Raw genomic sequence first — 13,628 nt, 5'->3', positions numbered from 1 at the left:
CGTCACATTCGACGTTCCCATTGCAAAGGTTGCATTTGACGCGTAGCTCGTTCCTTGACCATCTGCTTGTGTATTCCATCCTGCGAACGTGTAACCCGGCTTCGTCAGATTGCCTGTGTTACTCTGTACGGTGACTATTGCTCCTTGCTCGTACCTATTGCTGTCGCTCGGCACGCTGCCGGAAGCAGCTCCGTTGCTGTTATACGTTACCGTGTACGTCGGAATTGCTGTCCACTTCGCATACAGCGTCGTATCTGCCGTCACCGTGTCGGTGCTAAAGTTCCACGCAGTTGTGGTACCAGCTTCCTTATACCAGCCGCCGAAGGTATAACCTGCTTTCGTCGGGGCTGTCGGGGCGCTTATCGTCGCTCCCGAAGTTACGCCCGTCAAGCTCGAAACCAAGCTGCCTCCCTGCGAATCGAAGGTTACCGTGTACGTCGCCCCGATTACCGCCGTCCACTTCGCATATAGCGTCACATGGTCCGTCCCTATTGCAAAGGTAGAATTAACCGCATAGCCGGTTCCTTGACCATCTGCTTGTGTATTCCATTCTGCGAACGTGTAACCCGGCTTCGTCAGATTGCCCGTGTTGTGGGAAACCGAAACCTTACTCCCCGGCGAATACGAGACGTTGTCTGTCGGTACGCTGCCGGATGTTGCTCCGTTGCCATCATAAGCGACAAATTTTTGTATGGCCTGCAAATAAGGATATTGGTTATTGCGAGACGCATGGATCCCCCACGTGGTCGTAAAGTCCCAACCCGTGTAAGTGCTTTGAGTCTGCATCTCTGCAGTCGTTTTACCAACGCCTTTTCCTGTATCCGATTGTCCTGTTGTATTTTTGTTGTAGAAGCTATTGCTAATGTTACTTGTACTATACTTGTCGCCAACCAAGCCGCCTTTACCAATAGAGGTTTTCACTATTCCGATAGCGTAACTGTTGCTGATTGATCCGTAATTTCCACCAACCAAGCCGCCTCCAGAAGATCCGCCGCTCACGCTTGCCGCAGCATAGCTGTTGCCGATTGTTCCTTTATTTAAACCAACTAAGCCGCCTAAAGAAGAAACCGCACTCCCACCATTCGCACTTCCTGTAGCATAGCTGGTGTTGATTGTTCCTTCATTAGTACCAACCAGACCGCCTACATTATAAGTTGTACTAGTCACACTTACTGCGGCGGAACTGTTAGTAATTGTTCCGGTATTGACACCAACCAAGCCACCTATATCATCCTTGCCGCTTACACTTCCTGAAGCGGAGCTGTTGGTGATTGTTCCCTTATTGGCACCAACCAAGCCACCACTATACATGGTTCCACCCGTTAGAGCTATGTTTTCCAGTCTCATATTTGAAAGGGTGGCTTTGTTTCCAATATGACCGAATAAGCCTACATAATAGGAAGGTTTATACACCTTCAAGTTGGTAATTTTATAGCCGTTGCCGTCCATATTTCCTTGAAAAAAATTAGTATTATTAACACCTATCGGCACCCAGCCGAAACCCTCCTGGTACCCGCTCAGATCAATATCTGCGATCAGCTTGAAATAAAGTCCCTCAGATAAATAATTCCTGACGGAGTTTAGTTGTTCTGCAGTAGCAATCTGGTAGGGATCGCCTTCGGTGCCTGTCCCCGCTTGAAAATCCGAAGCGGCGTGCGCAACATTGGGTTGCACGAAAGCTGTAAAGCCGCTGAAAAAAGTGGTAAACAGTAATAATAACGTCAAACAAAATGCCGATCTCCGTAAAACATTTCTTGACATGCAAAGTCCTCCCATATTTTATCCGCTTCCTCATCTATAAACCCCTTTGTCATATGACTAATTCTAAAAGATTACTCTAGCAATTTGGTCTCACTTATGTCGCAATTTTTTCTCAAAAGTTGTCCAAAATCGCTGTCGATTAAGAGGATTTTAGACGAATTATGTCGAATATCTATATGTTTTATTGACCAGTTTGGAAAAGAGGGAAAACGTATGAAGTATCTCAGTGAAGCGCTATCCGTTGAGCGAGCTCGATTGTTCGTAGGGAGAGAAGAAGAGCTCAGCTTCATGCGAAACTGGGTAACCCGTGAGGATGCCCCGACCGAGGTGCTGTTTCTCTCCGGCATGGGCGGCATTGGAAAATCCGCGCTCATGCTTCAATTTCTCAATATGGCGCAAATGGAAGGGATATTCTACATTTGGCTGGACGGACGGGTATGTACGGACACGCCGGCCGGATTTATAGAATCGCTTCATTCCTTTCTCATTCATAAACCGCTTGCTTACGCTTCACCGAACAGAACGTTTCAGGATATCGTTGCGGAGATGACCCGTCAGAAAGTGCTGCTGTGTATCGATAATTACGAAAACATTCATCGAATCGAAGGCTGGCTGAAGGAAGTATTCCTCCCAGGGCTTTCCTCGACGGGACTGCTTGTCATGCTCGCTTCGAGACAAGACTTGTCGTTCCATTGGCAGAATGACTTGGCCTGGCAGAGCAGGATCAGGCATATCCGTCTCGGCCCTCTCACGCGGAGCGAGGCGCAGCATTATTTTCATCAAAGAGGAGTGGGGACGGAGACTGAGCGGCTCATCAGCGATTCGCAGGGGCTGCCGCTCGCCATGGCGCTTTTTGTGGAGCATTTGAGATTGCTGGCAACGGATACCGCCGCTTTCGCTTTGCCGGTTTCCATGCGGGTCAGTGCGGAAATGCTGCGGGAAGCAATCTCGTCCAATTTGAAAGAGGTACTGGATTTGCTCTGCGTTTTGCCGTATGCGAATTCGCAGTGGTTGGGACGTTTTCTCACCACCCCACTGACCGGGATGGATCTGCAAAAGTTGATTCAAATTTCCTTTGTGCGTCCCACCGCCGGGGGCTTGGCGCTGCACGACGTTGCGCGAACGTTTTTAATCGAGGACTTTTTACAGCGCGATCCGGAACGTTTCCAAGCGCTGAGATTGAAAATCATGATTGAGTTGGCGAAAAATTTCAAGGAAGCCGTCGGCCAGGAAAAAAAACGGATTGCGTCCGTCATGCTTTCGGTTTGCCGCGACGTCTTTCGCCTGAATTCCAACTTCATCTTTGCTATCAACCCGGATGTGCTGCAAATGCAGCCCTACCAAAAGAGCGATTTGCCACACCTCCATCAGATCATAGCGGAAGAGTCGGAATACACCGTCTCTGCAGCAACCGCCCACGCCCTTCTGGACGCGTTGTCGGAACAATTCCCGGATTGCATTCAAGTCATCCGCTCCAAAGACGGGATTCCGCAAGCCTTTACTTCGGGTGTGCTCCTTTATAAGGAAACAATCTCGTTGTTGGAACGCTTTATGCCGAATATCCTGGATCTCGTTTTTCCAAAAGAGATCCATCAAATGCGGAGTTTGTCTATTGAGGAGGCAGATACCTTTTACCAGTTAATATCGGGTGTTTCATCCCGCATTAACGACACTTCATATTACGAAATGGTAGGCTCCTTCGTCGGTACGGTCGTGCTGGACATGATTGCTTCGAATTCTGCGGGTCTTTGTATCGTCATTGTGACCGCTCATGAACAGATTAAAGAACTGCTTCGAAATCTGAGCTTGCAGTCACGGCCGTTTCCGACAAGGACAAAGAAACACCCCCTATTTGGCGCTACCATTTACGAAAATGACTTTCGCGGTCTAGATTTCGGCGATCACTTGTTGAAATTGGTTAAAACACCTTTAGGCCGCGGGAATACGGACAAGTCTTCCGATCACGAACTTTCTGAGAAAGAGATCGTCGACCTGCTGACGCGAATTGGCGATCCGGCTGCCTTGGAACGGACAGACGTGGCACATAGACTATCATGCAGCGGACCCGAGTTGAACCAAATCTTGCAAAGCGTTTTTTCGGAGCAGCCTCCTTTTCCTATTACCATGAGAAATCAAGCCATTCTGCAAATGATATCCGAAGCGCCGCTGCTGTCTGCGGAAATCGCGGCTGACCGGCTTCACATTAGCCGCGCAACATATTACCGGGCCCGAAACGCTGCAATTGGAAGCCTCAAGAAAGTGCTGATGAGGAAGGGTTTGTAGGAACGAAAGTATAAGCAAAAAAGACGCGCGGGAGTAAACCCGGCGTCTTCTGTTGTTCAATGATATTGTCATTTATACGAAAATCGGGTCTCATGCTTAACTCGGGAGATTATACGCAAGCGCTACGTTTTTCGCATTTTTTTGAGCTTTCAACAGGCCCTAATTGCTCCTTTGTGTCAACAATTTTAGAAGAACGGTCACGGCCTCTGCCCTTTTCGTCCTGGCACTAGGATCGAAATGATTTGATCCTTTGCCTTTCATATAGCCCATCCTCTTAATGGCGGCGACTGCTCCTCTGGCCCATGCGGGAATGTCCTTATCGTCCTGGAAACCGGTCGAATCATTCGCATTTGCTTCTAAAGACAAATTCAAAGCGTTTGCAACCACCATAGCCATCTCAGCAAGAAGTAATAGGCGCGTCCGGACGGAAACTGCCATCCGCATAGCCAGTAACGATTCCACCGCTTAAGGATTGCTTGATGCTTGCCTCGGCCCAATGTCCGGAAATATCATTCAAGTCCTCATGAACTTAATCGCAACACTCAATTTATTTTACCAAAACAAGGGTCATTAATAGCTCCATCCGGTCGGTAATACCTGGCTTAATTCACCGTGCATCGCCATACGATCCCACTATGCGCCCAAACAACAAAAAACAGGTATCCTTTCAAGGCGGCCTAGGCACGGAACGGGATCGTTCTAATCTTAAAGAAACCTTAAGGATTGAACATCATCGCCTTGAAAAAAATCATATTTCGGATGAATCATGCTATGATCGAGTTAATCTATATTTTGGTGGTGACGACAATAGAATGGAACGAATTCTCATAGTTGACGATGATCCACAAATTCGCGAAGTGATCCGTATCCATATCGAACAATCCGGCATGCATACGCTCGAAGCCGAATCCGGACAACAAGCGATCGAACGGCTCGAAGCCGAGCAAGTGGATGTCCTCATTCTGGACCTCATGATGGATGATCGCGACGGATTCGAAGTACTGCGTTACTTGAACAAGCGCAGATTAGACGTATTGGCTATTGTGGTCAGCGCAAGAAGAGCAGAACAAGATAAGATCGCCACGCTTGGACTCGGGGCAGACGACTATATGACAAAGCCTTTTAGTCCCATGGAATTAATGGCTCGCATTCAAGCGGTTCTGCGCAGACGGCATCCTAAATCCAGTCCCCCTTCTTTGGTCATTCGTTTGAGCAATATGATTCTGGATATCGATAACTACACGCTTCTCATCTATAACGAGAAGATTTCCTTAACGATGGTAGAGTGCGATCTCATGCAACTCCTGATGCAGAACCCCGACCGCGTGATGACGAAGCTCGAAATCTATCAACAAGTCTGGCAGCATGAGCGGTATGACGATAACAACTTAAGCGTATATATGAGCCGGCTGCGTAAACAGTTGGAACGGACTCAATCGTCTTGGGAAATTCAAACCGTACGCGGCGTTGGTTACCGGTTGACTGGAGCCGGCCTATGAAATTGCGTACCAAGCTGTGGATATCACTTGTGCTTAGCGCCGCAATGAGTATGGTACTATTCGGTTATACGACAGTCTGGATTGGAAAGGTAGCGAATAAAGGCTACGCACTATTCGAGTTAAATCCGCTTGCGCAATCCATTGTCAATTCTATGGAGGAGCAGCCTGAATTCGGGGTGGATACGGTAAAACAAACCTTCGACAGCGCGCACGCAGAACATCCTGCCATTCGTTGGGTGTTGCTGAACGATCAGGGACAATCCCTTTATGATACAGCAGGGCTTAATCCGACATTTAACTTCCATGACTTGGCGATGCTGATGCAGAATATACCCAGAAGTTACTTAACCGAAGAGGAGGTTCATATCCTCACGCCTGCCACCAAGAACGGACAGTCGTACTTCTTGCTTATGAGCATTCCGGCCTCCGCGATGAAGCAAGGCGAGGCTTATTTTCTCATTCGCGAGCTCAAATCGTTGCTCACACTGGTATTGCCGCTTATCTTGTCGTTTTCGATTCCCTTTCTGTTGGCCTTATGGTTGTTCACATCCTTGAATAAAAGAATTCGCAAACTCAACCATGCGCTGAATCAACTGACTATCCAAAGCGATTCACCCCTTGAAGAACTGACCGACACCTCCAAGGACGAGCTTGGCCAGCTGACGCAGCACTATAATTCCATGGCGCATCGAATCCGAGCTCAATTCGCGGAAATTCAACAGTTCGAGAGTAAGCGCAAGCTCCTGCTATCCAATCTGTCACATGATCTGCGGACGCCTCTGACGACGATGCTCGGCTGCGCCGAAATGATACGCACCGGAAATTATAAAGATCAGCAAGAGCTCCAGAGCAGAGCCAAAATCATTCTTCAACGTTGCAGATACATGGACAAGCTGCTCGACCAAATGCTGGACATCTCTCGCTCGGATGCGGATGATCTGACCCTGCGCCTGGCGAATCACAATTTATCGGAGATCGTTCGCAAAATCGCGGTGGAATACATCATGGTGCTCGATGGCGATCACGTGGAGTTGGACGTCGAAATGCCTGATGAGGATATTCATCTCCTTATCGACGCTCCCCTTATGGAGAGAGCCTTACGTAATCTTCTCGACAATGCGATCCGGTACGGCAGGGATGGACGATATCTTGGCATCCAGTTGACAGCGGACGATCAGTCCGTGAATTTAACCGTGAAGGATAGAGGGAAAGGGATTCCTACCGAGCATCAGGCGCACGTCTTCGAACGCTTTTACCGCGTGGACAGCGGAAGAAAGGGAGAAGGGTTAGGGATTGGCCTGGCTATTGTCAAGGACATCGCCTATGCCCACCAAGGCAACGTGGAGATGAATAGTACGCCGAACGTGGAAACGGTGTTTCGAATCAAGCTGCCTCGTTAAAATAGAATAGTATTGGCCCCACTGTGGTTCCTAGCTAAGATGTCACTGCCCATCGCACACAAAACCGTAAAAGGACCGGCCGCCTCCAGAATTGGGAGCAAATGCTCCACCAACTCTCCGTCTTTTGCCAAACCGCGTCGGGCAGCATCTTCGCTAGGCGGCCCCTTTCGGGAAGGAATTTCTTGTTCAGCCTAAACACTTTTTTTCCTAAGTGTCCAGTCTGTGGGGACCAGTTTATATTCTCTGATGCAGACGAAATCTGTTCGAAGTTCCACCATGCATTACCATACGATCCTGCCATGCGCTCACATAGCAAAAACAGGTATCCTTTCATGGAGCCTAGCGCTTGCTATTTCCCGGTTAAGGCCGCTACAACATCATCAATTACTTTGCCATTTGCAGTCGGACCCGAGGACATCCAGTGCCGGGCAGAAACTTTGAAGACATGGTTTTTTCCTACTGCTGGAATCGATTTCCACACATTCAGCTTTTCTACCTCACTAGCTTCTTCGGTGTACTTCTGGAAATCCTCTGCCGAATCTATCGAACCGCCATAAATGGCAAATACATAGTCCGCTGTAATCGATGGCAACTTTTCGAGCGACGTATTGACGCCCCAGTCATCCTGGCTTCCTTTCTGCAACTCAGCGATACTCGCATCCGCTTTCAGACCGAGCTCATCATATATAAGCGGCGCAAAGCTTGGGAAAAACACTTGCAAATCTTTATTGGACGGACGAATGTAGGCAACAGTAGCGTCAGAGCCGACTGCCTTGATAATCGTTTCTTTCGCTTTCTGGAGCTTATCCTCATAATCGGCAATAACGGACGCTGCTTTTTCTTCTAACCCGAGCACTTTGCCGATCGTTTTAATATTCGTCTTCCAGTCATCCGGCTTATAGGCAATTGTCGGGGCAATCTTGCTAAGCTCTTCATATCCCTTTTCGTCTGTAAAGTATTGCTGCAGGACGATCAGGTCAGGCTGAGACGCCAGGATTGCTTCCAAATTGAACGAAACATCCGCGCTTCCAGACAGTTCTGCTCCTGCCTGCTTGAGCTCATTTTCCAAATAATAGCCCTTAAAGCCAAATGCGTAGACAATTGGCGCGCCGAGCGACAGCAAAATATCTTCATGGCCGATAACTGCGATCCGCTGCGGATGAAGCGGCACTTCGCTCTTACCGAAGCCATGTTCCACCGTCTGCGTTTGAGGCTTTGCTGGTGCAACATTGCTGCCCTTCGCTGCTTCTTCCTGCTGGCCATTGGCATTGGTAACTGCCGATGGAGTTGATGCTGCTCCCTGTTCTTCCTTTGCTACCTTGCCGCATGCAGCGAGCATAACCGCCAGCAGCAATAAAACGACTACTCCCGCAATCCCGCGGGCCTTACTACGTTTTGCTTTCTCTTTATAATGCAATGTTTACCCTCCACCTATTTGATATTGAAAATCATTACCATATATATGATAAATCAATTGCCTGCTCCTGTAAATAAAAAATTGTGCTCGATTTAAGATCTTTGCTTCACTCTTATCATGTACGCTGGCCAGAGACGCTGCAGTACGATGGCTGCTGTTATCTCAGCTATAGAATATACTAATCCAAACCATATAAAGAGGGTTGCCCCGAAAGCCGATCGTTCACAGCTTTTAGGGCAACCCTCTCATCTCTACAATATGTCGTTAGTCGATCATCCCAAGCTGCCGCAGCATGCGGATAAATACGATCGACGCTTGCGCGCGTGTTGTAACGCTCTTGGGACTAAAAGCGTCTTCGCTCGTACCCACCATAATCTGAAGCTTCACCAACAAGCGAATGCTTTCCAGGTAAGAAGCATCCACACTTCCGATATCGTTGTAGCGGTCCAGATTGGCTGCTTCACTGGCTGCCTTCGGCTGCTCAAGCCGGATCGCCGCAGCCAGCATGCTTCCCATTTCCTCGCGGGTCAACGCTTGATTCGGATTGAAACTGGCGCCTCCTGCGAAATCCAGCAACCCCATGGCCTTCGCCGTCGCTACCTCACCGGCGTACCATGCGTCGGCTCCAACATCCCCATAGGATGCTGCATCACTAGCGGATGCCCCTCGTCCCAACGCACGGACGAGCATAGCGGCAAACTCCGCTCTCGTCACTGCCTTGTCAGGGTGATACCGGTCGTTGCCAACCCCTGAAACAAGCCCTTTGGCTGCCACCAGTTCAATGGAAGATTTGGCCCAATGCTTCTGCACATCGACGAAGCTTGTGGCATTGTCCGCCACCATGTAAGTGCTGTTGGAGTAGGAGTTGATCACGACAACCCATACGCCGTCTTTGCCATCCCCACCACCCATCTTTACAGCTCTGGCAGGGACAAAACCCCATTTCCCTGCTACTTCGTTATAGCTGAACGCCCCCCACTGCGTCGGCATAGCCGACATAGGCTTCAGCAGCGGAATGATTCTAGTAATCGCCTTGCTGAACGTATCTACTTTTCCGAGTGATTGACCTGTCTTCGTTTTCACAATCTCCAGATGATAATCGACCATTGCTCCCAGCACTTTTCCATTCGGCAGTCCTTTTTCCAAAACCGCTTGAAGCGCCTTATTCCCGGACTTGTCGGTTAATGTGATCTTAAAGCTAATATCCCCGACTTGGAGATTGTGCTTCGCCAGCAGTTCCTTCCATTCAGGTATAAGCGACGCCAGGTTAACCGGTATTCGATAGCTACCATATGGCGTCTTGATTTCGATGTAGAAGCTGGCATTTTTAGCCGCGAAGCTCGCTAAAATGCTCGCCGGTATGCCGACATAGGCTGTTCCGTTCTGCAGCCCCGCCTCAAGCGTAACAGACGGCTTGGTCAGGTCAATGCCAGCTGGATCAAGCGGCGTGCCATTAAGATCAATGGTCGGTTTGTCTGGCAACAGCCGATCCGCTCCATCCTTCTCGTCCATATCCGGTTTTGGATTCCCTTCATCACTACCACCGCCACTACTACCACCGCCGCCAGTACTCTGTTTCGTGAATGTCATCGACAACACATCGCTGTCCGCCATCCCTGATTTGACCGCAATCGCTTTGATCGTTGCAGTGGCCCTCAAGGTGAACGGTGCTGTATAGGGCGTGCTTCCAGTTGTCGGTGCTGTGCCGTCAGTCGTATAGTAAATGTCTGCACCGGCTGTTGCGCTGGACAAGGTTACGATTTGACTGCCGATGAACATGCCGCCAGCAGGTGAAGCTGTCGGTGATTTTACTTGCAGCAGCGGCAGGGTTACGCTATCGCTTGTGGCCGGACTGGCGTTATAGCCCGCTCTGGCTGCCACGCGCTTGTATCCGGTGATAGTTGCGCCGGGTGTAACATCCTCAATACTGTTGTTGCTGCTCCATGCAATGCCGTCAAAGCTGTATTCCGCGCCTGCCGTCGCCGGTATCGTTACGGTATAGCTCTCATCGTCTACGCTTGCATAGATAAGCGAAAATGCCTGCGGCGCGCTTTGATTGAGATTGTCAAAGACTACTGTACCGGTTTCGCCTGCCGCGCCCGCTTCAACGTTAGCTGTCTCCTTGATCCGGGCGAAAAAAGTGTGACTGCTTGTCGGCGCAATACCCGCAAACACATTGCTGTCCTGCCATTCGCCGCCATCCATCCGGTACTCCGCGCCAATAATGGCGTCCACCGTATAGGTGTAAGTATCAGTGCTGTTATCTACGACAGAGCTTCCATTGACCGCCGGTGCGGCGGGGCCCGCAGCTTTCTGAATGATGAAAACAACATCCTGAGTTCCCGTGAAATTGCCTATGCCCTGGACGGTCAAGACGGCGCTATTTCCAGCTTCCGTGTTGCGCTTGTCAGATACGGTGTAATCCACGCCCGCCGCCAACGTTTTACCATCAAAAGCTACAGTAATTGTCGGCCGAACAGGACTTCCGGTGTAGGTATAGCTTCCCGTCACCTGAACGGCAGCGTGGGCAATATCCCGCATGGTGAGGTATGGTCCACCATCACCGCTCTGAGTGCCTCCGACGTTTTTCAGAATGGGCAGCTTGCCGTCCTCGATCATCCAGACATTCGAATCCCAACCGGAAGTGTCCCAATTGCCCGCTGTCGTCCAAAAAGCAGCGGCATATATCTGCGTGAGGAATACATCTGCACCGTTCAATCTGTCAGCGTCCAGGTCATTCCAAACGCCAGGCATCGCGCTGAACGCCAAGTTGCCGGCGAGAACAGCACCAGGCATTTTATATCCTGCCACACGCCCGATATTGGAAGTTCCGCTGACCGAAGCGTTCAGCGCGACGCTGTTTTTCAACATGCCCTGAGATGAAATGCTTCCTGCCACGCCTCCGACATAGGCACCGCCGCTGATATTGCCTACCGCGTAAACGTGCTGTACCTTGCCTTCGTCAATGATCGACCCCACCATGCCCCCGACTTCGTTGCCTTCCCCGCTGACGTTAGCGGCGCTGTAACAGTTTTGTACAATGCCATCGGTGATCTTTCCCGCTACGCCGCCGATATCGCCTGTGCCGCTGACGCTGACGCTGCTGTAACAGCTTTGAATAATGCTGTTAATGGCATTGCCGGCCACGCCGCCAATACTGAAGATCCCACTCACAATGCCAGTAACAAAGGAATTCTGCACAGTGCTGTTCTCCATATTCCCAGCTATGCCGCCGATGAAGTTGCCACCTTTGATATTCACATTCGCTACACCGAGATTGTGCACGGTACCGGAGTTGATATTTCCAAACAATCCTTGATAGCTGATGCCTGATCGATTGATATGCATATTGGAAATCACTTTGCCGCCGCCGTTAAACCTGCCCCTGAACGGATTGTCATCTGTTCCAATAGGCTCCCACCCGCCGTTGTCAACGTAGCCGGAAAGGTCAATGTCTCGCATAAGCTCATAGTACTTCGCAACATTTGCATACGGAGCAGTGCCAGCGTTCACCAGTTCGGCAAGTGTGGCAAGCTCTGACGCCGTGCGGATTTGGTAGGGGGCTTGCTCCGTTCCGCTACCCAGAAACTCTGCGCCGTTTTTGTCCACAATATGATCGGGCAGATCTACCGCCGCGCCGAATAGACCGGGCAGCTTGCCGATTGCGTAGGTCCAGACAGCATCATTTCCAAACAACGCTTCAAAAAAGCCTGCGGCGCTGATTTCCTCGGCAGTTCTGCTTTCTCCGTCGAACCCGTCTGCAAAGTCATCACTCCATGTACCTGGTATTCCGCTAAAGGCCACATTGTCGGAAAGATCGCCTCTGGAATCTCCCGTCACACGCCCGACATCCATACTGCCGCTGATTACAGGATTTAACGCAGCACAGTTTTGCAGCGTTCCATATATTGATCCCGCTATGCCCCCAACACTAAAGATACCGCTGACGTTGCCGGCAGCATAGCAGTTTTGCAACGTGCCGTAGCCGGTAACATGCCCTGCCACACCGCCGATATCGCTGTTTCCACTAATACTGCCGAAGGTGGAACTGTTTTTTACCGTTCCATCAACATACCCGGCGATGCCGCCTATATAGTTTCCTGTCCCTCTTACGCTGACGGAAGCGTAACAGTTCTGAACAGTTCCATTCCCATTATTGGTTTCGTCAATATACCCCGCCACACCGCCGATTGTGTTGACACCGCTAACGCTGCCCGTAACATAGCAATTTTGTACGGTTCCGACAACATCCCCCGCCACGCCGCCAACATAGCGTTTGCCAGCAACCTTCACATTCGCCAAGCCGAGATTTTGCACGGCTCCGCCGAAGTCGATGACTCCGAACAAGCCCTGATTATCACTGCCGGGGCGATTGATGACCAAACCGGTTATTTTATTGCCGCCGCCATCAAAAATCCCCTTGAACGGCTTGGTATTTGTTCCAATGGGCGTCCAGCCCCCGTTAGAGTTGTAAACGGATAGGTCAATATCATTCGCTAGTTGAAGATATACTTTGGCGCTGGCATTGCCCAGTATAACAGATTCCAACTTGCCTGTATTAACAAGGGCGGCAATCTCGGCAAGCTGTGCCGCTGTGAAGATTCCCAGCGGACTTGTGTCCGTGCCGTTGCCCTCCATGCGCATCAGCATACTGTCCGCGCTTTGCGGAATATAAACGGTGATACGAGGCGCCTCCACGCCCGGCGCGATCGCGTACCCCTCATCGGGAACAGCCGTGAATACATACAGCCCTCGCGCCGGGAAATCTGCATTGAAGCTATGGTCTGCCTCCCATATCACCGGGATTTGAGCCGATTCCTCCTCTACGATGCCGGAAATAGTCGCGGGAAGCTCCGGTGTCATGGTGTTCTGCCAGCGCAGCTCATCGGGCAGTTCGTCGAATGCCGTAACGATTATCGAATCCGTAAATGTTTCCAAAGCGGCCCCTTCTTCGCCTGCACCGAAAGACGGCTCATCTGCCGCCGCCGTAACCGGCACCATGTTCAGCACCATGACGATCGACAATACTACCGTCAACCATCGCCGGGTTGCGATCGCGATACTTGCCTTGGACCAAGATGCAATCGCCGCCTTATGTCTTGTTAATCTCTTCATATTTTGCACTTCCTTCTCATATGTCGTCTATCTATCAACCAATAATATCAATCGCAAGCGCATAACACTCTTAATGAAATCTTAAAAGATTCCACAAACACAAAAAAACCTCTCATCCAAGAGAGGGCTTCGATTATTTCGTCAAGCGCTGAT

8 protein-coding genes are annotated in these 13,628 nt (G+C 50.2%); 3 read left to right on the top strand and 5 right to left on the bottom strand.

All coding sequences use genetic code 11. From position 1 onward, the window contains the following. Positions 1–1,725, bottom strand: a 1,725-nt coding sequence (locus JFN88_RS14820; protein ID WP_199020063.1) for an InlB B-repeat-containing protein, incomplete at its 3' end; no start/stop codon positions are given. 249 nt (positions 1,726–1,974) lie between these two features. Here JFN88_RS14820 and JFN88_RS14815 point away from each other — a divergent pair. Beyond that, the gene (locus JFN88_RS14815) at positions 1,975–4,044 is read left to right on the top strand and encodes an ATP-binding protein (RefSeq protein WP_199020062.1); all 2,070 of its coding nucleotides are present in this window, start codon (positions 1,975–1,977) and stop codon (positions 4,042–4,044) included. A 159-nt stretch (positions 4,045–4,203) separates the two neighbouring features. Here JFN88_RS14815 and JFN88_RS25480 read toward each other — a convergent pair whose 3' ends face one another. Next, positions 4,204–4,434 (bottom strand): S-layer homology domain-containing protein, encoded by a 231-nt coding sequence (locus JFN88_RS25480; protein ID WP_369123012.1) that lies wholly within the window; start codon positions 4,432–4,434, stop codon positions 4,204–4,206. Between the two features lie 7 nt (positions 4,435–4,441). Beyond that, entirely contained in the window at positions 4,442–4,561 is a 120-nt protein-coding gene (locus JFN88_RS25475; RefSeq protein WP_199020060.1) for an S-layer homology domain-containing protein, read from the bottom strand. Between the two features lie 295 nt (positions 4,562–4,856). Between JFN88_RS25475 and JFN88_RS14800 the strand changes: the two genes are divergently transcribed. Together JFN88_RS14800 and JFN88_RS14795 are read left to right on the top strand one after the other, a co-directional pair. Continuing rightward, positions 4,857–5,543: a response regulator transcription factor gene (locus JFN88_RS14800; protein ID WP_199020059.1), complete on the top strand. Its 687-nt coding sequence runs from the start codon at positions 4,857–4,859 to the stop codon at positions 5,541–5,543. Next, positions 5,540–6,943: a sensor histidine kinase gene (locus tag JFN88_RS14795; protein WP_199020058.1), complete on the top strand. Its 1,404-nt coding sequence runs from the start codon at positions 5,540–5,542 to the stop codon at positions 6,941–6,943. The genes JFN88_RS14800 and JFN88_RS14795 overlap by 4 nt, the downstream gene beginning before the upstream one ends. A 349-nt stretch (positions 6,944–7,292) precedes the next feature. On the opposite strand, the gene JFN88_RS14790 is transcribed toward JFN88_RS14795, so the two are convergent. Both JFN88_RS14790 and JFN88_RS14785 read right to left on the bottom strand, forming a co-directional pair. Continuing rightward, on the bottom strand, positions 7,293–8,360 hold the full coding sequence (locus JFN88_RS14790) for an ABC transporter substrate-binding protein (RefSeq protein ID WP_233167880.1): 1,068 nt from the start codon (positions 8,358–8,360) through the stop codon (positions 7,293–7,295). Between the two features lie 264 nt (positions 8,361–8,624). Next, positions 8,625–13,475, bottom strand: coding sequence for an S-layer homology domain-containing protein (locus tag JFN88_RS14785; RefSeq protein WP_199020057.1), 4,851 nt, complete (start codon positions 13,473–13,475; stop codon positions 8,625–8,627). Positions 13,476–13,628 lie beyond the last annotated feature (153 nt).

It is taken from the genome of Paenibacillus roseus, assembly GCF_016424485.1.
GTDB lineage: Bacteria > Bacillota > Bacilli > Paenibacillales > Paenibacillaceae > Paenibacillus_D > Paenibacillus_D roseus.
The sequence above is the reverse complement of the archived record's forward strand: the minus strand, read 5'-3'. Positions and strand labels throughout refer to the sequence as shown.